Source organism: Bradyrhizobium sp. I71 (assembly GCF_022354745.1).
Classification (GTDB): domain Bacteria; phylum Pseudomonadota; class Alphaproteobacteria; order Rhizobiales; family Xanthobacteraceae; genus Bradyrhizobium; species Bradyrhizobium liaoningense.
This window is the reverse complement of sequence record NZ_CP059398.1, coordinates 5162972-5187815: the sequence shown is the minus strand read 5'-3', so window position 1 is coordinate 5187815 and position 24844 is coordinate 5162972. Positions and strand designations below refer to the sequence as shown.

Below are 24844 nucleotides of genomic sequence, written 5' to 3'. Positions count from 1 at the left end.
ATGCCTAACGAGGTCGAGGCGCTGTGCCCAAAGCCTCACCTTCTCCCAGGAGAAGGCATCGATCATTATCACGCTGTCCAGGCTGCGATCTTCCGAGATATTGATCCTTGAGCGGCGATCGAGTGGCAGCTAACTGTCGACATCGTTGAACTGTCCTGGGAGATGCAGCGATACCGGCTATTGCGCCAGAGGCTGCTCAACGCCTATCGTCGGAACGCAATCCAAACCACTCTTCGTCGCATCGACGTAGCCGGCATCGCGCCTGACCTTCAGGATCTTACCGTCAGAAACGCTTTGGATTGGCAACTTGACCCTTCCGCTGCTCTAGACATCGAGGCTCGACTCCAATCCCACGGCTTCGATCAACATGCTCGCACCAGCGAGGTTATTCAAGCGCGAGAAGACTTGTCGCACTTCGAGACGCTTCTGAACGCAGCAGCTCCGACGCCTCCTATTTCTGATCAAGACCATGAGACGTCACGAGCGGACTCGAACTTTGGAAGGCTGCAAATATCTCAAAGCACTTGCAAACGAGACAGAGCATGAATGCGCAAGCTAAAGAACTGATTATCAAGGAGTTGCTCGATGAGATTCAACAGAATCTAAGAAGCGCCAAAAAATCCGTGATGGCTGCGAAAGCTTGCACCGACGCAGGAAGCATATCGCAAGCCGTCCAAGTCTCCATGGAGCTCGACCAAACGATCTATGATCTCGGTCGTCTTCACGATGCAGTCACTTTGCTAGGGAGATCGCCGAAAGTCGGCCGAACATAGAGGATGCCGAGCTCAGTGTATCACCTCTTGGACACGAGCGTGCGAGAGCTTATCCCATCATGAACCCAAATGCGCCCCCAAATGCGCCCGAGCGGACCTCCGCCCGACACTCTCGTAGGTGAAGCCGGTGGCTTCCATGTCCTCCGGGCGGTAGATGTTGCGCAAGTCGACGACGACGGGCTGCGCCATGGTCTGCTTCAACCGATCGAAATCGAGCGCGCGGAACTGCACCCATTCGGTGACGATGACGAGCCCATCCGCGCCTTCCGCGCAGGAATAAGCGTCCTCGCAGTAGGTGATGCTGGGCAGCTCACTTTTTGCCTGCTCCATGCCGACGGGATCGAACGCCTTGACGGTCGCACCCATGTCGATCAGGCCTGTCACCAGCGGGATCGACGGCGCGTCGCGCATGTCGTCGGTATCGGGCTTGAAGGTGAGGCCGAGCACGGCGATGGTCTTGCCGCGCAGCGAACCGCCGAGCGCCTGGCTCACTTTCCGCGCCATCGCGCGCTTGCGGTTCTCGTTGACCGCCAGCACGGATTCGACGATGCGCAAGGATACGTCGTGGTCCTGCGCGATCTTGATCAAGGCCTTGGTGTCCTTCGGGAAGCAAGAGCCGCCGAAGCCTGGGCCTGCATGCAGGAATTTTGTGCCGATGCGGTTGTCCAGGCCGATGCCGCGCGCGACCTCCTGGACATTGGCGCCGGCTTTTTCCGAGAGATCGGCGATCTCGTTGATGAAGGTGATCTTGGTCGCCAGGAACGCGTTGGCGGCGTATTTGATCATCTCGGCGGTGCGGCGCTCGGTGAACATCAGCGGCGCCTGGTTCAGCGACAGCGGGCGGTAGATATCGCCCATCACCTTGCGGCCGCGCTCGTCCGAGGTGCCGACCACGATGCGGTCGGGGAATTTGAAATCGCGGATCGCCGCGCCCTCGCGCAGGAACTCGGGGTTCGAGGCGACGACGACGTCGGCCGCAGGGTTCGTCTCGCGGATGATGCGCTCGACCTCGTCGCCGGTGCCGACCGGCACAGTCGACTTGGTCACCACGACGGTGAAGCCGGTGAGCGCCTGCGCGATCTCGCGGGCGGCGGCGTAGACGTAGGACAGGTCGGCGTGGCCATCGCCGCGGCGCGAGGGTGTGCCGACCGCGATGAACACGGCATCAGCATCCGCGACCGGCTTGGTGAGATCGGTGGTGAAGTCCAGCCGCTTGGCCTTGACGTTGGTCGCGACCAGCTCGTCGAGGCCGGGCTCGTAGATCGGGATCTCACCGCGATGGAGCGCCGCGATCTTCTTCTCGTCCTTGTCGACGCAGGTGACGTCGTGGCCGAAATCCGCAAAGCAGGCTCCGGAAACCAGTCCCACATAACCCGTGCCGATCATCGCGATGCGCATGAGAGTTCTTTCCGCTGAAACCCGATGTTCCTGTGAACACCCTAGACCATTTCTTTATTCGGCCGCACGCTCAACATTAGGGCAAACTGTCCCGCGAACCGAATAAATCTTAACCGCAACACGTGACAATCAGCGCCGACATTTCGTCAAACGCACGACATGCAATTGATGCATTCTGCATATGCGATATACGCGGCATATCCGCGTTTCAAGCCGTCGTGAAGCGACGTCGTCGTGCGCCAGCCGAGCTTTGCAAGGCGGTTGAGGTGCCATCGGGACGCCAGCATAGCCGTCAACCTGGAGGATCCCCTTGAAGCCTGCCAGATGGGCGATTGGTCGGTCGGCTTTGCGATCGGGGGCATAGACGTAGGCGACGCCCGGCGGATCGACGCCGCCCCATGGCCGATCGTCCGCCGTATAGGCCCAGAGCTGACCGGTCTTGGTGCGCCCACGGCCGGGATCGAGCACCGGCATCGTCGTCTCGTCGGCGAACAGCTTTGGCCGTTGCCTGAGCTTGCCGAGGAGGCGCTCATGCAGGGGACGAAGATGGAAGGCTGCCTGTCCTACCCAGTCCGCCAACGTCGAACGATCGAGCTCAATGCCCTGGCGGGCGTAAATCTGCGCCTGCCGGTAGAGCGGCAGGTGATCGGCATATTTGGAGACCAGGACCTGGGCGACCGTGGCTTCGGTAGGCAACCCGCCCTCGATCAGCCTGGCCGGGGCCGCCGCCTGCATGACGCCGTCCTCGCAAGCCCGGCAGGCGTATTTGGGACGCCGGGTGACAAGAATCCGGAACTGCGCCGGGACCAGGTCCAGCCGCTCGCTTCTTTCCTCGCCAATCCGATGCAACTCGCCCTGGCAACAGGGGCAGAACTTATGGTCGATATCGACGACGACCTCGATCCGCGGCAGGTGCGCCGGCAGGGCACCACGGTTGCCGCGGCGCTTGCGACCCCGCGCCTCAGGGTGCGCTGACGTCATGCGCTGTCTCGCTGTACGCGGCGACCTGCTCGACGTCTTCCAGGCCCAGCAACATCTGATCTTCGGGCAACGTCTCTGCCCGCCGGCCAAACCGATGCCGTTGCAATTCCTTGATGATCTGACGCAGCCGCTCGCTCTCGCATCGCTCGGCGAGCAGCATCGCTTTTAGCGTCTCGGGATCGTCAGGCAGGGCTTCGTTCACACCCAATTCAGAGCATATTCGCCGTCATCTGGCGACGCGCTCGACGCCCCTGATTCACTTCGCCGCGGCGCTGCCAACAACTATCCGGCTTGCGTTGGCGCCGGCGTCTCCCGTACCTCGTGGACACGCCGCCAGTCGAGCCCTTCCAACAGTGCCGACAATTGCGCCGCCGACAGACGCATTACGCCGTCCTCGATTTTTGGCCAGCGGAAGATCCCATCCTCGAGCCGTTTGGCGAACAGGCACAGACCCGTTCCGTCCCAGAACACCAGTTTGATCCGGTCAGCCCGCTTGGCCCGGAACACATAGACAGCACCCGAGAATGGTCAGCCCCCATGCTCTCGCGCACCAAGGTCGCAAGCCCCTCCATTCCCTTGCGGAAGTCTACCGGCTTGGTCGCCCCCATCACCCGGACCGCACCCGACGGACCGATCACCGGCTCGCCTCAGCGCCTGGACGATCGACGCGATCATCGTTGGGTCCGCACCACGACCGGCCCGGATCGTGATGCCGTTGACTTCGATCTCGATGATCCCGCTATCTGCCTTGCGCACCACTTTGCGCTCCGGGCGAGCAGCGGGCGCCGGCACCACGGCGTCCACCAACGCCGGCACAAACTGAACTTCGTCCTCTTCGGAATGACCGCCTGCCGCTTCTCGCAATTGGCGGCGCCAACCAAACAATTGCTGAGGCGACAATCCATGCCGTCGGGCCACCGAACACACCGAGTCGCCATTCGCCACGATCTCCGCGACGATCCGTGCATTGTCCTCGTCGCTCCACTTCCGCCGACGACCGGCTCCAGTGAAGACTTCAAGCCGCCGTACCGGCTCCGTGATAAGCAGTATGCACTGTGTCCATTCTAAGCCTAACGGTCGAAACCGATCCGCAGACTCGCAGATCACACCGTCATCCGGTAGGTGGCCGCTGAACAGCGCCTACGGCGCTGTGAAAGCGCGAAGGACAATCACACTCCGCGCGTGGTCCGGAGATTCCGAAGCATGGTGGTCGTCTCGTGAAAGATGTATTGCGGCCGGCCGGATGCTCCGAGCGACCGTCCGACAGCACGTTCAGCATGCGTTCCACCGGCATTGCCGCAAATGGCGCCAATTGCGCGCGAGCTCGCATCGATGAACAGCACCGACATCCGTGCTTCTACGGGTGTTCCCGCGCGCGATAACCGAAGCGCGACGAGCGTTGCTTCGCATCAAGTCGCGCGACGGCTCGTTCACTGAACAGGAACTCACCATCGAGAAAATCAGTGCTCGCAATTTTAGTCAATCAAGAACCCGTCTTTAAAGCGAGCCGCGGATCATCACACCCAACAACAAGCATTCAACCGGGGTGTCATGTCTTCTCAATCATCACCGCAGTTTGTCACCAGAACCGCGACCTCCACTGCAGCGTTCATCGACTCGATCGGCGTGAATACTCACATCGCATTCGATAACTCGCCTTACGTTAACATCGACAAGGTGTCGACAGCGTTAGACTATCTGGGCATTCAGAACATCCGCGACAATCTGTACACAACGACGCTCGCATCGAATAGCTTCTCCGTTCTGGCTGCGCAGGGGTACAAGTTTGACTTTGTGGCCACTCCTTCTCGTGACTCGACCATCGACGTGAGTAAGTTCATCGCTGCGCTGGATACCTATGCCAGCCAGTATCCGGGAAGTATCTCCGCTATCGAAGGGCCAAACGAGGTTAACATCTGGCAGATAAGCTACAACGGGGTCATCTCGATAGCCTCCGGCGCAGAAGTTCAGAAACAGATATTCACTGCGGTTAACGCTGACAATCTGCTCAAGGACATTCCGGTCTACAACGTTTCCATCGGCTCGACCGACAGCAGCCAATTCCAACAACTCGGCAACTTGTCGGGCTACACCGATTATGCCAACGAGCACGCCTACGTCATGTCGACGACCCCCGTTTCGAACGGTCTCGATTATCTGTTGTCTTTCGCTCAGATCAGCGCTCCCGGAAAGCCTACCGTCATTACAGAGGCCGGCTACAACACGCTGACGAGCTATTGGTACAACGGCGTCAACGAAGCGGTTCAAGCCAAGTACACGCTGAACACGCTCATGGACGCCTACCAGAAGGGGGTTTCGCACACCTATCTCTACGAGTTGCTCGATGAACCAAATCTCGGCGCGGATAACAAGGAGAGCTATTTCGGTCTGTTCCATTCCGATGGCTCTCCGAAGCCCGTTGCGACCGCCATCCATAATCTCACGCAAATCCTTCGGGACAGCGGCCAGAACGCGAGCGGCGCATCGGGCAGCCTCACTTACGCGTTGTCAGGCGCGCCCGCGATGTCGCACGACATGGTGTTCGCCAAGAGCAACGGCAGCGTGGATCTCGTGCTCTGGGCTGAGCCGGTGCTGTGGAATCAGAACGCGCACAGTGAGGTGAAAGCGACGGCTTCGATTGTGACGGTCACCCTCGACAAGACCGTCTCGCTGGTGAAGGTCTACGACCCCATCGTAAGCAGCAATCCGATTGCAACCTACGCCAATGTTGGCAGCATCCAGGTCAGCATTTCGGACCATCCGCTGGTGATCGAGGTCACGCCAGTGATCAAGAATATAGCGGCAGCACCTGCCCCGCTCCCATCCACCACAACGAGCACTTATGTCGGCGGCGTACTCGCGAGCGAAACGATCACCTACTCCGACGGTTCCAAAGATGTGTCCGACATTAAAGTCTACACTGCGGGCGAACTGACGCGGGAGACGATCCTTCATACCGACGGTTCGAAGGACATTTACCTCTACAACATCAAGAATCAAAGCTACGTCTCCGAACACGACGTTTTCAACGCGTCAGGGGTCCTCACTTCGTCCATCCGCACGCATGGCGACGGCACCTTCGACTATGTGTACAGCCTCGCGGCCGATGGGACAAAGACGACCGACAAGTACAATTCGGCGGGATTTCTTCTCTCCGAGACGGTTTTCCGCGCCGACGGTTCGTCAGACGTGAAGACGTACACCAACGGAGTTATCACGAACCAGACGGTGAAGTACGCATCCGGTCCCGTGGGCTCGATCGTCAGTACCTACGCGGGCGGAACACTCGCCAGCGAGGTCATCAAATACGCCGTCGGCTCTGCTGATGCGTTCGAGATTAAGACCTATACCAACGGCGTGCTGACTAAGGACGACATTGTTCACGCTGACAATTCGGAGGATGTCTACTATTACAACGTCCAGAATAAGGACTACGTAGCAGGGCACGACACCTACAACTCGGCGAGAGTTCTCACTTCGTCGGTGCGCACGCACGCTGATGGAACATTAGGCTACTCGTACACACTCGCCGCTGACGGCACGAAAACGACGGACGTCTACGACGCGGCGGGCAGCTTGGCTTCGGACACAATTGTCCGCCCGAACGGCTTCTCCGACGTCAAGATCTATTCAAAGGGCGTGCTGACCGGCGAGACTATCAAATTTGCGCCGGGAGGACCCGACCTCAGCGAGGTCAAGATTTACAGCGCCGGCATTCTCACTTCGGACACGATCGTGCATGCCGACAAGTCGAAGGACATCTACCTGTCCGGCATTCAGAACAAGTCCTACGTCGCCGAGCACGACGTCTACAACGCAGCAGGCGTCCTCACCTCCGTTGTCCGCAGCCACGCGGACGGCTCGCTGGACTATACCTACACTCTGAGCTCGGACGGCACGAAGATCACCGACGTGTACAACGCATCGGGTGCGCTGGTCTCCGACAGCGTCGTCCGCGCCAACGGCTGGTCCGAGGTGAAGACCTATGCGAACGGGCAGCTGAGCAGCGACGTCGTGAGATACGCCCCAGGATCGGCCGACCTCATCGACAGCAAGACCTATACCGCCGGTGTGCTCACCAACGAAACGATCGTCCACGCCAGCAAGGCCAAGGACGTGTTCGACTGGAACGTCACGGGCAAGAGCTACGTCGCGGACCATTTCGTGTATGACGCGGCCGGCCGGATGGTCAACGCCGAGTTCACCAATGTCGACGGCTCGCACAGCCAGACGGCCTATCTCGCCGGCGTCGCCCTGACCTCGACCAAGAGCGTATCGGACACGCTCACGGCCGCGAGCGCCGGCGGCGACACCTTCATCTTCAAGCCGAACTCCGGCAACGACACCATCATCGGTTTCCATGCCGGAGACGGCGCGAACCACGACACGATCGTGCTCGACAACTCCGTGGTCCACGACTTCAGCCAGCTCGTGATGCAGCAGATCGGCCGCGACACGCTGATCAAGCTGGATGCCCAGGATTCGATCCTGGTCAAGAACGTGCTGCCCTCGGCTCTGACGAGCGCCGACTTCCACTTCGTCCAGCACGACTGGACGCTAAGCTGAGGTCCGGGAACAAGCCCGCCGCGCCGCACGCCGCCAAGCGGGCCTTGGCCTGTTCAGGAAGCGGCGAGCGAGGCCGCGCCGGACTTGAATGCGACGGCCCTGCTCCGCAGGATGCGACGGACTGGCTCGTCGAAATAATAGTAGGCGATGTGCGCCGCGCACACCGATCCAACCGCGGCGACGATCACGATCAGCGGCTGCGGCAGATGCAGCCGCGGCGCGATCACGAAGACCAGCGCGAGGCAGATCGGGCGGTGAATCCCGTAGAGCGGATATGATATGGCGCCGAGCCATTCGAGCAGCGCCTGTCCGGAGGTCCCGTCCGCACGCGCACCGAGCAGCGTAAGCAGCGGAAAGACCACGAGGATGCAGATCATGTCGTATCCGACGCCTCCGATGTTCGGGACCGAGAACAGGATCAGCAGCGCGGCGAGCAGCAGCCATGGATTGATGCCGGAGATCCAGTCCAGCCGCTTCTCCGCATAGAGGTTGTGCACCAGGAGACCCGCGCTGAAGCCGACGATGACGCGCAACGTGCCCAGCCAGAACTGGTCGATGAGGCCGCCGCCGTCGATTCGGTCGTATTGCGGAAAGAGGCAGAGTCCCAGAACGGCCGCGATCCCGAACAGCAGGCCAGGCGACACCCGCACGAAGAACCGCGCCCAGGTCAGGTTCGCGATCATCTCGAAGAAGATGGACCAGAACGGCGTGTTCAGCGGATAGATTCCGCCGCCGAGCGCGCTCGGCCAAAAATAGAAAGGAATGAGAAACAGGTTCAGCGCAAATGCGATGCCGACATCGGGCGCGCTGAACAGGGGATTCTTCGTGAGGGTCGCGAGGAAGAGGTAGTAGAGCGCGCCGAGGACCATTCCGAGCAGGATGATCGGGTAGAGCCTGATGACCCGCTGCACCAGGAAATCCCTGAACGACATACTCTCCATCAGGCGCCGGCCATAGGCGTGCGCCATCACAAATCCGCTCAGACAGAAGAAGAAGTCGACGGCGAGATAGCCGTGTGTGAAGAACCAGCGTTGCTCGATCCAGTTGCCGAGGTGCAAGAACAACACGGAAATGGCAGCGACCCCGCGCATGCCGTCAAGTGTGTGAAGCTTTTCTGACACGAGAGGGCTGCTCACTCGCATTGCTGAAGGTTGCTGATCGATGTCGCGAGGAAAGCCAACCAAATGAAGCGCTTTTAAGGACAGCACCGGCATTGCTGCGCAGCGCATTCAGCGTGGCACGCGCAGTTCCGTGCGAGCGATGCGGATGTGAGCAATGTGCAAAAACAATTGGCCGCACGTGATCGAGAGCAACGCATGTTCGATGTCGAATTGCCCAAATCGAATGCGCCGAGCAAAAGCTTCAATATGCGCGTTCTGCGCGTGCTGCACATCGTCGCAGCTTTTGTTTCGATCACGCAAACGTTCGTTCGGAAATTTCGCAGCGCCGTCGGCGCGCCGGACGAAGCGGTCGATGATGGCGCGGGTCGTGGTGGATGCGCGAAAGGCAGCTAACCTAAGATTCCAAAAGAACGCGGCTTATGGTAATATAATACTTCAAATTTGATCTGCCCCTCTTCACCTTCAGGCGGATTGTCGGTATGGCGCTCGTGGAGTTGACGCGGGTTCCCTTTTGTCCGGCCGGGAGCCGCAGAGCGGGTTTTTGTCACGTCAGTTTCATACCGATCGATTGAGACGCGGGGCGCATCCATCCGCGCGAAGATGCAGGAGCCACCGCAAGCGCCATCGCTTTGGGCAAAGGTGTTTTCGTGTTTGGTCGTCTCAGAGGCCTCAACGGGCGGATGCCGCCGGATCCCTCCGTCTGGCATCCATGGCGGTTATTGCTGCCCCCCCGGGACCCCGAGGGATTTCTCGTCATCGGATCGGTCTGGCGGCGCAGGGTCGGAGCTGCCTGGGAATACAAGACGAGAACGACTTCCGTCCTGGCGAAAATTTACGAGCGCGAGCGCCCCGACTCTCTCGATCAATGGCACAATTGGAACTTGCTGGGTTGGCCGAAGCGGTCGGTCGAGGGCCGTTTTCTGCTCGGCAGGGTGTGGCGCCGGCGGCGCGACGGCAAATGGGAATACCGGGAGCGATCCGACGAGACGGATCGCATTCCCGGCGATTGGTAATGACAGGCAGAACATGCGGGAACGGCATCCTCTTATGAAGACATCGCGAATGGCAGTGGCGGCGATGGCACTGCTCACATCTGTCGTAGCCGGCGGCCTGCCGGCGGCCGTGGCGGGACCGAGCCCGGAGGTCGCGCGCAAGTGCATGCGCTTCTCTTACATTGCCTATCCCTACAAGCGGCCCGGCTCGGTCAAGATGAGCGGCGACCGGCAATCTTATTTCCGGGACTGCATGGCCAAGGAAGGCAACGTGCCGGAACCGACACCGCCCAAAGAGTCCTGACGGGGCCCGCGCCTGCCGTCAGCCCTCACTTGCCGGCGTCATCGACCTTGCCGTTGTTGGCGACGCATTTGTTGAAGTAGGCCTGCTGGTCGCGGCCGGAGCCCTTGGCGCTGCCGGCGGCGGGATTGCCGGGCTCGCGCGGCGGGAATTGCTTGGTGGTAAGAGCCTTGCAGGTCCTCGCCAGCTGGGCGTCGATCGCCGAGGCAGGCTCGGGGACCAGGACCACGGCAAGGCCGGCCGCGACAAGCATGGCGGCGCCGAATCGCGTTCTCGCATACATTATTATCTCTCCTGACGCGGGCGGAGCTGAAAGCGCCACCCGCCTCTTTGAAAAAGGGACGGCAAACTGACATTCTATGCATTCCCGGCCATTGTTGCATCCCGATGTGCACGACGACCTCGGCCGCCTGAGGCCTGGACGAGGCAAACTGGACCGACATGAGCTTGAGAGACCTGGAACCCACCGATGAAGGCACGATCGAGCCGGCTTCCACCGAAGTCCAGTTCGCGCTGGTCATCGCGCGCATGCTGGAGACGGTGAAGAGCCATCCCGAGCAGATGCGCCAGCTCGTCTATGATCTGGCCCGCTACAAGCTCCAGGAGCAATTCACCCACGCCGACGCCAAGGAGGTGCGGCGGTCGAAGCAGGCGCTGGAAGCGGCCATCCGCGGCGTCGAAGAGTTTTCGCGCCAGCAGGTCGACCTGCCGCCGCCGGCCGATGCCCCCGCCCTAGCCGCACCCGAGCCGCCGCGGCGCCAGGTGCGGGGGGGGGAGCGCGCGCCGGCGACGACGATGCCCGCCGACATCGAGATCAGCCGCGCCTCTCCGCTGGCGCGTCACGCGCTCTGGTCGGTGATGGGACGCACCGCGGCGCTGTTGCTGGTCGTCGGCCTCGTCGTGGTCGCCGTGCAGCAGCGCGAGCGGCTGGCATCGCTCGCCGGATATGTTGCGCGCGGCGAGCGGCAGGTGGCTGCGGCACCGCCGCCCGCGGCGCCTGCCGTCCCGGTCGCGCCCGTCGTCCCCGACAAGCCGAAGCCCATGCGGCCAACCGATTACGGCGTCTATGCGCTGGTCGACGACAAGGAGCTCTCCGAGCTGCATCTGCTGCCCGGCCGCGCGCCCGACGCGCGGGTCGCGGTCTCGGCGGCGTTCAAGATTCCCGAACAGGCCGGCCTGCCGAGCGGGCGCCCCAAGTTCATCGTGTTCCGGCGGGAAGCTGCGACCAACGTGCCGGAACGCGTCGAGGTCCGCGTCGTCGCCAAGATCGCGCGGGAGTTCTCGGCCGAGGCGACGGCGAAGAAGCCCGATGCCGGCGACGATGCCTGGGTGATCCGCAGCTTCTCCTATCCGTTCCGTGCCTCGCCGCTCCCGGACACGTCGGAAATGTACGAGCTGCACAGCGAGGATCCCGCACTCGAGCTGCCGCCCGGCGGCTACGCGCTGATCCTAAAGTCGCAGTCTTATTACTTCAGCGTCAAAGGCGAGGTGCGCGATCCCCGCCAATGCATCGAGCGGATCGTCGCCGCCAACGGCACGTTCTACACCGATTGCAAGAAGCCGTAGGTGCAAGACGCCGCAGGACGGGAACTTCCCGCGCTCTTCCCAAAGGCGGGTTCCGGTCTTACCTCATGAGGTGAGCGCTCGCTTTGCGCGTTCACTGGAGGACATCATGCGCGTTAAATCCATTGTGATCGTTGCCGCGACCCTTGCGCTGGCCGCGCCGGCCTTGGCGCAGCAAAAGGCGAATCGGCCGCAGGGCAATCCCTCGACCCAGTCGCGAACGCCCGTGGCCACCCAGCCGAGCAACAATCCGTTCAGCAATCCGATCGGACAGGGCGTGCCGCCTGCGGCATCCGCCAATCCCAATCAGAACAGCAACCGGACCTATCGCTGACGGCCGCGCGCGGCGGGCCGCTTTTGCCCACCGTCGGCGCACACGTCAGCACGCCGAGTTGCGGGCGCGCGCAGAGCTCAAGACAGCGCCCAGATGATGCCGCCGCGCAACGCCATGCCGAGTGCATAGAGCCAGCCGAGCATCGCGATCGACACCGTCGAGCCGTACAGCAGCGCGACTGCGCGATCCGCCCATATCTCCCGCCGTTGAGATTGCACGTTCAACGCGTCGGAGACGAGCTGGTCGGACGAAGAAGAAGCATGCATGGCAGCGTTCCGCAAGACGGAGGGAATTGAGCTGCGCGACTGTTGCCCGAGACTGGCGTTGAGAATGTGACCTGCTTCGCAACAGATTGACAAATTCTTCTCGGCTCGTGAAATCTATTGTGAAGTGATGTCGACCTCGATCAGCGATGTTCCGCCGACATGCAGCGACGCGCCGGCGATTTCGATCTTGAATGAATCGGTTCCCTGCGCATCCGCGCTGGCAAAATAGCGAAAAGCCGGCCCCTGAATCACCAGCCGTCCTGATTTCGGCGGCTCGATGATCTTGATGTTGTCGATCATGATCGTCGACCAGCGCAATCCCTGTATGCACTCAGCGCCGGGCTTGATCTTGAACGACCAGCGCACGGTCTCCGATTTCAGCGTGAACGGCTGCGGACGCAGGATGCAAGTTCCTCCCGCCATGGCGGGTTGCGGGGACGCGCACAGCACGAGGGCTGCGGCTGCGATCGCGTGCTTCATGGGGCCGCCGCCTTCAGGAGTGATAGGTCCGGTACCACGCCACGAAGCGCGCGATGCCGTCCTCGATCGAGGTCGAGGGACGAAAATCGATCTCGCGCGCGAGATCGTCGATGTCGGCATAGGTCGCGGGAACATCGCCGGCCTGCATCGGCAGCAGTTCCTTCTGCGCAATGCTGCCCAATTCCTTCTCCAGAAGCGCCACGATCTTGTTCAGCTCTTCCGGCTGGTTGTTACCGATGTTGTAGACGCGCCAAGGCGCGCTGCTCGAACCCGGATCGGGCGCGGCGCCGGCGGGCTTGGACACCCCCTTGGGCAGCCCCTGCGGCGGATGCTCGAGCAGCTTGACGACCGCCTTGGCGACGTCGTCGACGAAGGTGAAGTCGCGGCGCATGTCGCCGCCGTTGAACAGCTTGATCGGCCGGCCCTCGACGATCGCCTTGGTGAAGGCGTAGATCGCCATGTCCGGCCGGCCCCAGGGACCGTAGACCGTGAAGAAGCGCAAGCCGGTCGCCGGCAGGCGATAAAGATGGCTGTAGGCATGGGCCATCAGCTCGTTCGCCTTCTTCGTCGCCGCATAGAGGCTGACGGGATGGTCGACATTGTCGTGGACCGAGAACGGCATCTTGGTATTGGCGCCGTACACCGAGGAGGAGGACGCGTACAGCAGGTGCCGGCAGCCATGGTGCCGGCAGCCCTCGAGCACGTTCATGAAGCCTTCGAGATTGGAATCGACATAGGCGCGCGGATTATCGATGGAGTAGCGCACGCCGGCCTGGGCGGCGAGATGGACCACCCGCGCGAAGCGATGCTCCTCGAACAGACGCGCCATCCCGGCGCGATCGGCAAGGTCGAGCTTGACGAAGGAAAAGTTCGGATCGTTCTTGAGGTCGTTCAGCCGCGCCTCTTTCAGCGCCGGATCGTAATAATCGTTGAGATTGTCGAGCCCGACCACGGGCACGCCGGCCTGGAGCAGGATCTGCGCAACATGGAAGCCGATGAAACCGGCAGCGCCGGTGACCAGAACGGCGGAAGATTCAGCTTTGTCCATTCACCCTGTCCAATTCGATGCGCCGCAGGCGCAAGGCGGCGGCATAGAACAGCGACATGACAAAACTTGTCAATGCGCCCGCGTTCGGAATGGTGAAACCGCTCGTCTTAATCGGTTTTCGCCGAAGCTCTTGTTCCATACGGCAAAATAGTATTCCCTAGCGGCCGATTTCGATTTCCGTCCTGCTCATTGCTCTTGCCGCTGCCGTCCGCCTCCAGCGCCGACGTGTTGTAACACTTGTCGTTTATGCCTGTTTGCCGCCTCAAGAGGGCGCCGAACGTCACAGCTCGCTTCCGCGATCGGGACCGGCATTGCGCGCCCCGACCGACTTCCGCCTCAACTACGGGAAACACTGCACGAGATCGTTCATTTTGGTTCACCGAACACAGCAATCGGAGGCTTAGAAATGAAGGCCCAGGTCCTGTCAATCGCCGACAAGCTGATCAAGAGAACGGCGGAGAATCTCCCGTTCTACAAGAAGCGAGGTGACAGTTTCGACGTCATCGAGATTGCTTTCCTGAAGGCCGCTCTCCAGAGCGCCGATTACTACGAGCAGCGCCTGTTCACGGCTGCAATGTTCAATTCTGATCTCGATCTGCTCACGCATTCGCTGCGGACCGCGCCGGCCGACGGCCTCATCCTCGAATTCGGCGTCGCCAGCGGGCGCACGATCACGCATGTCGCCAAGCAATGCCCGGGCAGGCAGGTCTACGGCTTCGATTCATTCGAGGGCCTGCCCGAGGACTGGCGAAGCGGATATCTGAAGGGACGTTTCGCCGGCGAGCTGCCGCCGGTGCCGGCCAACGTCACGCTGATCAAGGGCTGGTTCAACGAGACCCTGCCCGACTTCCTCGCCGGGCATCCGGACAAGGTCTCGCTGCTGCACGTCGATTGCGATCTCTATTCCTCGACCAAGTGCATCCTCGACCTGCTCACCGACCGGATCGGCAGCGGCACTGTGATCGTGTTCGACGAATTCTGGAATTACCCGGGCTGGCAGGACCACGAGATCAAGGCCTTCGACGAGTTCAAGGCCAGGACCGGCCTCACCGCAAAACCGCTCGGCTTCGTCCGCAGCCACCAGCAGGTGGCGTTCGTGGTGGTGTAGGAAGCCGCCGTCGAGCGAAGATTAAGAGAAACGAATTGAGCAGTGACTGAGGCCTTACGGGCCGACGTCACTGCTGGGCGCCGCAGGCCTCGGACGGTATCCAAAGCCCCCCGATCCTGCCACGTTAGGGATGCCTGCGTTTCGTGCGGCCATTAACCAAAATTGCCGCTTGCGGTCACTTCACCTTTAGGTAAGTGTCTGCTTGTTTCAATTTGTGGCAGATTTTATGAAGTACGTTAGCGTTGCCGACCGCATGGCCGGCCAGTCAACCGGCTGGGACTATCTCCACATCTGTCTCGCGATCTTCGTCGTCTTCATGCACTCCTTCCGGATCACGCAGGGAGATTGGATCGCCGACGCAATGTCGAATTCAATCTTCCGCGGATTGTTCAATTCGATCTTGCCGGTTTTCTTTGCCTTGAGCGGCTTCCTTGTCGCTGGCAGCCTCGAGCGCAACACGCTGCCAACCTTTCTGGCCTTGCGCGGTCTCCGGATTCTTCCTGCCCTGGCCGTCGAAATAACTCTCTCGGCGCTCATCATCGGCCCGCTATTCACCGAATTCACCTTGCGTGAGTATTTTTCGGATCCTTCCTTTGGTCTGAGCCCCGCAAACTCCTCCAAGAATGGGTAGAGTCCGTCACCTCTGAGGAGATGGACCATGAAGCCAAGTCGGTTCACGGAAGAGCAGATCATCGGGATTTTGCGGGAGCAGGAGGCGGGTGTGGCGACGGCTGATGTCTGCCGCAAACACGGGATCTCGAGCGCAACGTTCTACAAATGGAAGGCCAAGTACGGTGGCCTGGAGGTATCCGATGCCAAGCGGCTGAAGGCATTGGAGGACGAGAACGCCAAGCTGAAGAAGCTCCTGGCCGAGGCGATGCTCGACAACGCCATGCTCAAGGACGTTGCGTCAAAAAAATGGTGACGCCCGCCGCGAGGCGAGAGGCCGTCGCTCATCTGCGGACCACCTTCGAGGTGAGCGAACGGCGGGCGTGCAAAGCCTTGGGGGTAGACCGCGCATCGGTGCGCTATCGCAGCGGGCGAGCCGATGATGCGGCCGTACGCACCCGCCTGCGCGAGCTGGCGGCGATCCGCCGCCGGTTCGGCTACCGTCGTCTGCTGGTGCTGATGCGCCGCGAGGGGCTGGTCATGAACCAAAAGAAGTTTCGACGTCTGTATCGCGAGGAACGGCTGCAAGTCCGCCGGCGTGGCGGCCGTAAACGGGCGCTCGGCACCAGGGCGCCAATGGCGATCCCGCAAGGCGCCAACCAGCGCTGGAGTCTCGACTTTCTGTCGGATGCGTTCGCCGATGGCCGACGGTTCCGGATTCTGGCTGTGGTCGACGACTTCACCCGCGAATGCCTGGCGCTCGTCGCCGATACTTCGCTGCCGGGCCTGCGGGTCACACGCGAGCTCGATGTCATCATTGCCTGGCGCGGCCGGCCAGCGATGTGCCTGTCCGACAACGGCACTGAGCTGACCGGAATGGCCGTGCTGCGCTTCAGCCAAGAGAGGCAGATCGAGTGGCACTACATCGCGCCCGGCAAACCGACCCAGAATGCCTTCATCGAGAGCTTTAACGCCCGCCTGCGCGATGAACTCCTCAATGAGACGCTGTTCACTTCGCTCGCACAGGCGCGAGCCGTGCTGGCGGCCTGGAAAGACGACTACAACAACGCCCGGCCGCACAGCGCCCTGGGCAACCTCACGCCGACCGAATACGCCAAACGCAACGCTCTTGGGCCGCAACGGGACGGGACGGGACGCTGCGCTATGCCGAGGGCTCCGCGCCCCGCCCCGTTGCTTCACCGAGCCCCTTGGGCTCATATTCAACCGGGACTCTTTCCATTGCTGGATGAAGCGAGGGGCTCAGACCACGTACATTGGCCTTTCCTTTGAAAGCTTGGCCTATCTTGCAGCATTCCCATTGACCTATTGCACCATCTTCTTCGGATTGGTGCGGCTGCCGAAGCCAGAGCTCATTTCGCGCGGCGATTACTCTTATGGAATATATCTCTACAGCTTCCCAATTGCTCAGGCCCACATCGCCCTGTTCCCGCAATTGAAGGGACACGATCTGCTGCTGATCCTCCTTTCGGGCATCAGCTCCTGCGTATTTGCCGCACTATCGTGGCACCTGATCGAGGAGAGAATGCTGGCACTTAAGCAACATCTGCCAGTCGGCTGGTTTCCTACATCATCGAGAGTGAATCTCGGTGGCAACCGGCAGACAGAGCCCTTGCTAGCCCCGATTCCGATGGACAAGGCCGGTCAGAATGATCGTCATCACTGATCCTCCCCTCCCATCGGTTGGAACAGACGGAGCGCTGTCTCGCTACCAACGATCTACAACCATAGAGCGACGTATCGGGGAGCCTTGGGTTCACGGCCCAATCGGAGCGCGCAAACAGGGGGCTAACCTGGGCTGGGCGGGATAGAAATCTAGAGCTAACAAATTAGGGCTATATAATACCTCTTATCCAAATTTCTTCCGTAATTTCCTACGCTTGCCTGCCGCCGCGGATGGCGCATGCTTTCGGATAAGGCTGGGGGAGGATGTTTATTTATGCTGTTTCGCAGGCTCGCCGCTTCGGCGGCTGCAACGCACGCAACGATTGCGGTTTCGGTTTCGGGCCGCCACTCTTCGCGTAAAGCAATGCTTGGCTGGCGACATGACAAGGGTACGAGACAGTACACCGGTTTGAGATTCCGCCGTGCTTGATCTGCTGAGGCGGATTTACGATCGCGAACCGCCTGCTTGTCCGACGGAGTGGCATCGTTGGCGCGTTTTCATTCCCGTGCAGGACCCGGAAGGACATTGGGTGTTCGGCCGAATATGGCGAAAGAAGACGCTCGATGGCCGATGGCTATACAAGGAGCGCCCCGAGCTCCCCGATGACTTCATCGACCGAGCGATTTAAGACGAGCGACTTAGAACGAGCTGGGATTTTTGGTCAGATGTTTGGAATTGTCGCAGCCATATTGTGGGCTTCAATACTCTCTCTCGTTGTGGCGCTCTTCATTCATAATCGCAGGCAGCAAAGTCGGCTTACTTCGAAGCAGCGCAAAGACCAAGACTACAACGACGACGAATCCATGCGCATCTGGTGACGCGCTAGGGACCCGACGACGCCGAACTTACCTCTTTTCAGCGAATTGCCATCGCTTGCGAGCGACTTGGAAGGAGCGCGTCATCGTTACGACACCATTCCAGTCCATGAACTCCTGAGTGGGAAGAGTCCGGCGGCAACACAGCCAACGAAGAAGAGTAACAATGGCTGACAACCGAGACGTGTCGCAACGAGACACAGCCGAATTTCGCAATTTGATGCGAACAAGGACTTCAACATTTGAACTATGCGCTTCGTCGCCTCGCTTACGACATGGTTGACTGCTGAACAGGCAGCGCTTGCTCATTAACGACGCTTTCAGCTAATTGATTTCCTTGAGAAATTGGAATATTTCTGACACAGTCCGCTGCTAAGATGACTGCCACTTGGCGAAGCAAGACGGTTGGGCGCCTCAGAGGTCTTGCATTGAGATGCGGTGAGTTTGCAGCCCGTTTCGCTATTGCTGAGAGACAGAAATGCCGTCCAGCCTCAGATTGACACCTCTTGAGATTCGCCAATCCGCGACCCAATCGGTCGATCTGTTCGCCGTCGTATCTCCCGCGGTCGCACTGGCATTCGGTTTCTTCTCCCAATTCAATGTCATGACATCGACGTTCGGCCTGCCGTTCATGCGGCTGACCGATGCGCTGATGTTCCTGTTTCTGCCGGTGCTGTTTATCGTCATCGGGCTAGGCCGAACGGTGCGCGACGGCCTGCTGTATTTTGTCTTGCTCTGCGTCATCGTTGCCGCATCCCTGCTCGGAAAGACGGGCGTGCAGCAGGGCGACATCTACATGACACTGATCTTCTTCCTGACATCCGTGTTCGCATTCTTTCTGGTCGAGGCTGCGCAAGACGAACGCGTCCTGACCTGGCTTGCCGGCGGCATCCTGCTCGGGCTCATCCCTTCGGTCGGCGTTTTGTTCCTTCAGGCGGGCGGTGCGGCAGGCCTTGCGGGCATCGGCCTCGGTGTTCCGATCGACGAGTCGACGTCGCCGATGGCCGCCGCCTTTGCCAAGACGAAATTCGGCGGCATGTGGATCCACGGCAACGAGGCCGGCCATGTCTATGCCGTGGCCACCGCGTCAGCACTCTATCTGGCGTTTCGGTTCCGGCAGCCGATGATCTACATCGGCTATTACGCACTTCTCGTTGCGACATTCGCAGTGACGCTCAATCGCTCGGGCCTGATCGCTCCGACGATCGCGCTGATCTATCTCTACGCCCGACAAGGCAATCTATCGCTCTATGTGGGAAGCGCGGCCCTCGCCGTGATTGGGCTCGTCGTCCTTTCGTCGCTGCCGAATGCTCCCGGGCTCGACACGCTGTTCGACAGCGTTCAAACAAGATTCGTCGAGGACAGTCATACCGATCAGAACATATTCGAACGGGTGATGTCCAACATCCAGGGCTTCCAGGTCGCCTTGGAGAATCCGCTCGGGATTGGCTACAACGACCGCATCGCGGCGATGGGCGAGAAAACTACAACGGGCATCGTCTCGGTTCACAACGGCTATCTCTCGCTCTCCTATCAGAGCGGTCTTGCGGTGAGCGTGCTCTACGTCATCGCCTGCATCTACTTGTTCATCAATCGCCAGACAGTACCGATTTTCTATCTGGCCACGTCAGCGTTTACAGCTACCTCCATGTGTTTCGAAGAGCTCAGCATCAACCAGTTCTTCATCTTCTCCGTTGCGCTGACGACGGCGGCGGCCTGGCTGCACTATGCGAAGTCGGCTCAAAGGAAGTCCGCGAAGCAATCCAAATTCGCGCTGCGCCCGTTTGCGCCGCGCAAGCTGCCGCAATAGCGATCGCATCATCCATGGCACCGCTTCAGTTCGCTCGTTCGCAAGCCTGTCCGTGCAACGTGCGGGCAGTCGGGGCCGTCCATCGCGACGTCAGCTGTATCCATCTCTGGAAGTGAGACCAACATCATGACTGACGCAGGGCTGGGGGACAGTGAACGATTGCAGGCGTTGCAGGCGCTTCGTGCGGTGGCTGCAGCGCTGATCGTCTTCCTGCACGCGGAGGAACTGGTCCGGCTTCACGCCGAGGCACATGGCAACAGCTTCACCCTGTTCAAGACGCTCCCGCTCGGCGCGGGCGTCGACCTGTTCTTCGTGATCTCCGGTTTCGTCATCGTCTTCGCGTCCCGGAAGCTGTTCGCGACGCCAGGCGGATGGCTGGAATTCATGCGGCGCCGGCTGATACGGATCGTGCCGCTCTACTGGACCGCCCTGACGCTGCGCCTGCTCGTGCTCGCCACTGGCGCAGCCATCGGCGCAAAGGCATTCCCCGATCTCACCGCCATCGTGACGTCGTATCTGTTCATTCCGCACGACTCGCTGGGGTTTGGACCGGAATACCCCTTCCCGATTCTCGATCTCGGCTGGACGCTCAATTTCGAGATGTTCTTCTACGTGCTGTTCGCCTGTTTCATCGCCCTGCCGCGCGAGCGGGCCGTGGCGATGGTGGTCGCGGCCCTCGCCGGGGGCGTCGTGCTGGCCACCATCTTCCAGCCCGAAGCGGTGACGCTGCGGTTCTGGCTCCAGCCGATCACCTGGGAGTTCGCATTCGGCGCGCTGATCGCGACCGCGTTCATGCGCGGGGTGGTGCTGCCGGCGCCGGTACGCATCGCGATGATCCTTGCCGCCCTGCTGATCTGGCTCGTGCCGGTCTCCTGGCTGGGTCACTCGACCGGGCCCGGCTTCTACGGCTGGCCCCGCCTCGCGATCTGGGGCACCGGCGCCATCCTGATTGTCGCCGCCGCGGTGCTGGGGCCGGTGAGCTTCCGCTCGGCCTGGTCGCAACTGCTCGCGCGGCTCGGCGATTCGTCCTACGCGCTCTACTTGCTGCACCCTTTCGTCTTCATTCCGGTCAAGGCCGTGCTGGCCAAGGTCGCGATGCCTCAATTGCTCTATTGGCCGCTGGTGCTGGCGACGACCGCCCTCGCGATCGCCTGCGCCGCGGCTTTCCATGCCTATGTCGAGAACCCCGTCGTGCTCTGTTTGCGGCGAATGACCTCGCAGCGGAAGGTCCTGCCACGAAACGACCTTATCAATGATGGAAAGGAGCTCGCCACGATCGTGCCGACACCTCGGCATGACGAATTTGCGACATGAGAGCGGCCGTGTGACGACAGCGAGCGTGACGACAGCGAGAACGATCTTCTCAATCCAGATCATGCGCGGCATCGCCGCGCTGTTCGTCGTCATCGGGCACGGCCAGGGCATGGCGCGCGAGCTCGCCGCGGCGACCGGCAAGTCGTTCACGACATGGGCGCCCGTTCCCTGGGGCGTCGGCGTCGACCTGTTCTTCGTGATCTCCGGCTTCATCATCTTCTATTCGAGCGCGAAGTACGAAAGCGACGCGCAGCCGCGGCGCGCGTTTTACGCCCACCGGATCGCGCGGCTGGTGCCGCTGTACTGGACCGCCACGGCGCTGTTCATCGCGCTGGTCGCGACCAAGAAGGCGCTGGGCTTCGCTCAGGCCGATGCCTTCCCCTCGGCCCGCGAGATCATCGCATCGCTGCTGTTCCTGCCGCTCGACGGTACCGGCAGCAACGGCCTCGCCTTTCCGGTCTACGATCTCGGCTGGACCCTCAACTACGAAATGTACTTCTACACGCTGTTCGCGCTGTGCCTGACCTCGTCGTATCTTCGCTCGGCCGCGCGCGTGCTGAGCTGCCTCGCCGGCATCCTGCTGCTCGGCGCGCTGCTCGGGATCGACGTGCTGCCGTTCGCGTTCTGGCGCCAGCCGATCGTGCTCGAATTCGCCTGCGGCATCCTCATCGCGGTGGCGCTGCGCCGGGGCGTGTCGCTGCCGGGACCCGTGCGCATCGCGCTGATCGCGGCCGGCGCCGTGCTGATCGTGTGGCTGCCGTTCGGACAGCCCGAGGCCGTGAGCGGCACCTATCTGAACGGATGGAGCCGGTTCTACACGCTCGGCCTGCCCGCCGCGCTGGTGATCGCGGGCGCCGCGCTCGGCCCGGATATCCGCAAGACGGTGCTGTCGGCGCTCCCGCTCGAGGTCGGCGACGCCTCCTACTCGCTCTACCTGCTGCACCCCTTCGTCGGCTTCGTCGTCTCGATGGCGTACCGCCGCATCGGCGCGGTACAGGCGCTGCCGCTGCCGCTGGTCGTCGGCATCATAATCGTCGTCGCCGCGATCGTCGCAATCCTGTCGTACCGGCTGTTCGAGCGGCCCTCGGCCCGCATCGTCTCGCAATGGCTGATGCCGGGCGCGGTGAAATCCGCAGCACGCGTGGAGCCTCGCGCGCAATAGTTCCGCAGGCCGCTGCCGCGCCTGCGGTTCCGCTGGAACTGCACGGGTGATCGGCGCCGATCGATGCTGCACTTCTGCCATCGCAGTGCACTCAAGCTGCCGCACTCTTCGTCTTACCTTCCCGCAGTGACCAACTGCAGACGGAGTGCGGTGTGATCAACCGAATCCTCATGCTGGAGCCCAACGACACGATCGGTTCGGTTCTCGCGCGCAATCGCGGCAAGGGGCCGAGCTTCGACGTGCTTCGCCTGCTGCTTGCCGTTGCGATTTTCCTCGTCCACGCGCGATGGGTCGCGGGCATGGCCGAGGTGAGCGCGGTGGGCAATGCGGTGACGACGGGCGCGCCGGCAGCACCCGTGGCTCCCGTCCCGACCGACGCTGCGGTTCATCGCGGGATGCTGACATTGCCACTGATGAAGTCGCTGGTGCCGGCCTTCTTCGCCCTGAGCGGCTTCCTGGTTCTCGGCAGTGCGCTCCGCCTGCAGGCGACGTCGACGTTCCTGGCGCACCGGAGCCTGCGCATCTTTCCCGCGCTCGCGGTGGAGGTGATCTTCTGCGCGCTGCTGCTCGGGCCGATGCTCACGACGCTACCGCTGCACCAATATTCCTCGGAGCCGCTGCTGTTCCGCTATTTCGGCAATGCGCTCGGCCTCGTCACCTATCATCTGCCGGGCGTGTTCGAGCAGAACCCCGTCGCCGGCGTCGTCAATGCCAGCCTCTGGACGCTTCCGTCCGAGTTCTACTGCTATGTGATCATCGCAGCCCTGCTGCTGACCAAGACCGCCTACAGCCGCTCGTTCTTCGCTATCGGGCTGCTCGCGATCACCCTGAGCCTCGCCTTCGCCCATTTCCTGTTCGGCATCTCGGCGCCGACGACGGGGCATTATCCCGCGCATGTCGTCGTCTATTATTTCTTCGTCGGCACGCTGCTCTATCACTACCGCGACCACATCCCGGTCAATATCGGGCTGTTCCTGGCCTGCATGGTGCTGGCCTATGTCGGCCTCGCCTTGGACCATCTCGCCTATCTGGCGCCGATCCCGCTGACCTATTGCACCATCTTCTTCGGGCTGGCACGGCTGCCGAAACCGGCCTTCGTCTCGCGCGGCGACTATTCCTATGGGATCTACCTCTACAGCTTTCCCATCGCCCAGGCCTATATGGCGCTGATCCCCGAGCTGAAAGGGCATGACGGGCTGCTGATCACGCTCGCCGGCGTCAGCTCCTGCGTGTTCGCGGCGCTGTCGTGGCACCTGATCGAGCGGCGAACGCTCGAGCTCAAGCAGCATCTGCCGCAGAGGTGGTTTCCGGTGACGTTGCGCGCAACGGGCTGAACCGCCCCGTCCGTCAGCGTTCGAGCTCGGACGACACCGGCTGCGCGTTGAACGGACGCAGCGCGTCCTGCGCGACCACCTTCACCGGCACCATCGCCTCGGCGCCACGCGACAGCCGCCGGCGCACGACCTTGCCGAGCGCGATGAACGGCTCCTCGACCAGCACGAAGGTGATCGCCGAGGTGACGAAGGCGAGGCCCATGACTAGCACCAGCAGCAGGGTGGAATGGAACAAGTCGGCCGGCTTTCCGATCAGCGCGACCGCGACCCACAGCGCGATGCCGTGGAACAGATATAGGCCGTAGCTGATCTGGCCGGTGTAGACGAAGGCGCGCGAGCCGAACAGGCGCAGGCGCAGCGCGAACAGAAACAGCGCCAGCGCGCCGATGGTGGATATGAAGACCGAAACCGGCGACAGCCCCGGCGCGTAGCCGCCGAGCATCTGCCGGGCGACGCAGACGAACACCATCACGATGACGAACAAGATCGGGCCCGAGGCCGGCAGACGGAAGCCGTCCTTGCCCTGGGCGAGACGGACGCTGTGCCCGACGATCATCGCGAAGATGAACGATGCGGTGTACATGAGATCGGCGAGCGCCCGCGCAAACCGCATTCCGGGCGCGAGCGCGAGGACGGTCGCCAGCACGATGATCGCGGCGGCGGCGGCAAACATCACCAGCCGCATCCGGCTCGCCGACTGCAGGGCTCCGACCAGGAAGAGCGCGACGCAGAGGAAATAGAAGAAGTGCTCGATCAGCAGCGTCCAGTAGGGATAGAGGATGTTCTCGAACCCCAGCAGCATCTGGAACATCGTGAGGTTTGCAACCGTCTGCGGCAGCGTCGGCATCTTATTGCCAAGCGCGGCGGTGACGAGCAGCGCGAGGGCGATCGAGGTCCAGTACAGCGGGTAGAGGCGGAAGAAGCGTCCTGCCGCGAAGCTCGCAACGGGGCGCGGTTGCCGCTCGATGCTGCTCGGGATCAGGAAGCCGCTGATGAAGAAGAACACGATCACGCCAAACCGGCCGAAATTGACGTCGTTGGCGAAAATATAGGCGAGCGGCTCGGCCATCGTCGCGGCCGGCTTGTTGAGCGGCGTGAATTCGAGGCAGTGCTGGACGATCACCGCCGTCGCGGCAATTCCGCGCAACCCATCGATGGTCTGAGATCTCTGTGCTGCCATGAGTT

General features: G+C 61.5%; 22 protein-coding genes and 3 pseudogenes. 14 read left to right on the top strand and 11 right to left on the bottom strand.

Features of this window, described 5'->3' with window-relative positions:
* Positions 1–542: 542 nt before the first annotated feature.
* The gene (locus FJV43_RS24980) at positions 543–773 is read left to right on the top strand and encodes a hypothetical protein (RefSeq protein ID WP_239621743.1); all 231 of its coding nucleotides are present in this window, start codon (positions 543–545) and stop codon (positions 771–773) included.
* Positions 774–830: 57 nt separating this feature from the next.
* Here FJV43_RS24980 and FJV43_RS24975 read toward each other — a convergent pair whose 3' ends face one another.
* From FJV43_RS24975 to FJV43_RS24960, 4 genes and pseudogenes are all read right to left on the bottom strand, one after another.
* Complete coding sequence (locus FJV43_RS24975; protein WP_239621742.1) at positions 831–2171, bottom strand: UDP-glucose/GDP-mannose dehydrogenase family protein; 1341 nt, start codon at positions 2169–2171, stop codon at positions 831–833.
* Positions 2172–2450: 279 nt separating this feature from the next.
* Positions 2451–3312, bottom strand: a pseudogene (locus FJV43_RS24970) (IS66 family transposase); the annotation flags it as partial.
* A gap of 122 nt (positions 3313–3434) precedes the next feature.
* A pseudogene (gene tnpB, locus FJV43_RS24965) lies at positions 3435–3790 on the bottom strand (IS66 family insertion sequence element accessory protein TnpB).
* A 247-nt stretch (positions 3791–4037) separates the two neighbouring features.
* Positions 4038–4097: pseudogene (locus FJV43_RS24960) on the bottom strand (IS66 family insertion sequence element accessory protein TnpB); the annotation flags it as partial.
* A 606-nt stretch (positions 4098–4703) separates the two neighbouring features.
* On the opposite strand from FJV43_RS24960, the gene FJV43_RS24955 reads away from it, so the two are divergent.
* The gene (locus FJV43_RS24955; RefSeq protein ID WP_239621741.1) at positions 4704–7718 is read left to right on the top strand and encodes a hypothetical protein; all 3015 of its coding nucleotides are present in this window, start codon (positions 4704–4706) and stop codon (positions 7716–7718) included.
* Between the two features lie 53 nt (positions 7719–7771).
* On the opposite strand, the gene FJV43_RS24950 is transcribed toward FJV43_RS24955, so the two are convergent.
* Positions 7772–8839 (bottom strand): acyltransferase, encoded by a 1068-nt coding sequence (locus tag FJV43_RS24950; RefSeq protein ID WP_239621740.1) that lies wholly within the window; start codon positions 8837–8839, stop codon positions 7772–7774.
* A 195-nt stretch (positions 8840–9034) separates the two neighbouring features.
* Here FJV43_RS24950 and FJV43_RS24945 point away from each other — a divergent pair, with 195 nt between their 5' ends.
* Positions 9035–9232, top strand: coding sequence for a hypothetical protein (locus tag FJV43_RS24945; RefSeq protein ID WP_239621739.1), 198 nt, complete (start codon positions 9035–9037; stop codon positions 9230–9232).
* A gap of 669 nt (positions 9233–9901) precedes the next feature.
* On the top strand, positions 9902–10135 hold the full coding sequence (locus tag FJV43_RS24940; protein ID WP_239621738.1) for a hypothetical protein: 234 nt from the start codon (positions 9902–9904) through the stop codon (positions 10133–10135).
* A gap of 25 nt (positions 10136–10160) precedes the next feature.
* Here the strand turns inward: FJV43_RS24940 and FJV43_RS24935 are convergent, their stop codons facing one another.
* Complete coding sequence (locus FJV43_RS24935; protein ID WP_239621737.1) at positions 10161–10415, bottom strand: hypothetical protein; 255 nt, start codon at positions 10413–10415, stop codon at positions 10161–10163.
* Between the two features lie 158 nt (positions 10416–10573).
* On the opposite strand from FJV43_RS24935, the gene FJV43_RS24930 reads away from it, so the two are divergent.
* Together FJV43_RS24930 and FJV43_RS24925 are read left to right on the top strand one after the other, a co-directional pair.
* Entirely contained in the window at positions 10574–11698 is a 1125-nt protein-coding gene (locus FJV43_RS24930; protein ID WP_239621736.1) for a hypothetical protein, read from the top strand.
* A 106-nt stretch (positions 11699–11804) separates the two neighbouring features.
* A complete protein-coding gene (locus FJV43_RS24925; RefSeq protein ID WP_239621735.1) occupies positions 11805–12029 on the top strand; it encodes a hypothetical protein in 225 nt (74 codons plus the stop codon).
* Between the two features lie 77 nt (positions 12030–12106).
* Here the strand turns inward: FJV43_RS24925 and FJV43_RS24920 are convergent, their stop codons facing one another.
* The 4 genes from FJV43_RS24920 to FJV43_RS24905 all read right to left on the bottom strand — a co-directional run bounded on the left by FJV43_RS24920 (position 12107) and on the right by FJV43_RS24905 (position 13962).
* Complete coding sequence (locus FJV43_RS24920) at positions 12107–12295, bottom strand: hypothetical protein (RefSeq protein ID WP_239621734.1); 189 nt, start codon at positions 12293–12295, stop codon at positions 12107–12109.
* 114 nt (positions 12296–12409) lie between these two features.
* Positions 12410–12775, bottom strand: coding sequence for a hypothetical protein (locus FJV43_RS24915; RefSeq protein WP_239621733.1), 366 nt, complete (start codon positions 12773–12775; stop codon positions 12410–12412).
* Positions 12776–12788: 13 nt separating this feature from the next.
* On the bottom strand, positions 12789–13823 hold the full coding sequence (locus tag FJV43_RS24910) for an NAD-dependent epimerase (RefSeq protein WP_239621732.1): 1035 nt from the start codon (positions 13821–13823) through the stop codon (positions 12789–12791).
* Positions 13810–13962, bottom strand: a complete 153-nt coding sequence (locus tag FJV43_RS24905) for a hypothetical protein (RefSeq protein WP_239621731.1) — start codon at positions 13960–13962, stop codon at positions 13810–13812. The genes FJV43_RS24910 and FJV43_RS24905 overlap by 14 nt, the downstream gene beginning before the upstream one ends.
* 267 nt (positions 13963–14229) lie before the next feature.
* Here FJV43_RS24905 and FJV43_RS24900 point away from each other — a divergent pair, with 267 nt between their 5' ends.
* From FJV43_RS24900 to FJV43_RS24865, 8 genes are all read left to right on the top strand, one after another.
* Complete coding sequence (locus FJV43_RS24900; RefSeq protein WP_239621730.1) at positions 14230–14931, top strand: TylF/MycF/NovP-related O-methyltransferase; 702 nt, start codon at positions 14230–14232, stop codon at positions 14929–14931.
* A gap of 226 nt (positions 14932–15157) precedes the next feature.
* Positions 15158–15562, top strand: coding sequence for an acyltransferase family protein (locus FJV43_RS24895; protein ID WP_239621729.1), 405 nt, complete (start codon positions 15158–15160; stop codon positions 15560–15562).
* A gap of 27 nt (positions 15563–15589) precedes the next feature.
* A protein-coding gene (locus FJV43_RS24890) for an IS3 family transposase (RefSeq protein WP_239621728.1) occupies positions 15590–16830 on the top strand; the annotation gives its coding sequence in 2 pieces (ribosomal slippage) (positions 15590–15842 and positions 15842–16830; 1242 coding nt in all).
* Between the two features lie 4 nt (positions 16831–16834).
* Positions 16835–17224 carry a hypothetical protein gene (locus FJV43_RS24885; protein ID WP_239621727.1) on the top strand — a complete coding sequence of 130 codons (390 nt, stop codon included), beginning with the start codon at positions 16835–16837 and terminating at the stop codon, positions 17222–17224.
* 1419 nt (positions 17225–18643) lie between these two features.
* Positions 18644–19849 carry an O-antigen ligase family protein gene (locus tag FJV43_RS24880; RefSeq protein WP_239621726.1) on the top strand — a complete coding sequence of 402 codons (1206 nt, stop codon included), beginning with the start codon at positions 18644–18646 and terminating at the stop codon, positions 19847–19849.
* 126 nt (positions 19850–19975) lie between these two features.
* On the top strand, positions 19976–21163 hold the full coding sequence (locus FJV43_RS24875) for an acyltransferase (RefSeq protein ID WP_239621725.1): 1188 nt from the start codon (positions 19976–19978) through the stop codon (positions 21161–21163).
* Between the two features lie 25 nt (positions 21164–21188).
* Positions 21189–22325: an acyltransferase gene (locus tag FJV43_RS24870; RefSeq protein WP_239621724.1), complete on the top strand. Its 1137-nt coding sequence runs from the start codon at positions 21189–21191 to the stop codon at positions 22323–22325.
* 152 nt (positions 22326–22477) lie between these two features.
* Positions 22478–23659, top strand: a complete 1182-nt coding sequence (locus FJV43_RS24865) for an acyltransferase (RefSeq protein WP_239621723.1) — start codon at positions 22478–22480, stop codon at positions 23657–23659.
* 13 nt (positions 23660–23672) lie between these two features.
* On the opposite strand, the gene FJV43_RS24860 is transcribed toward FJV43_RS24865, so the two are convergent.
* Positions 23673–24839, bottom strand: coding sequence for an acyltransferase (locus FJV43_RS24860; RefSeq protein ID WP_239621722.1), 1167 nt, complete (start codon positions 24837–24839; stop codon positions 23673–23675).
* Positions 24840–24844 lie beyond the last annotated feature (5 nt).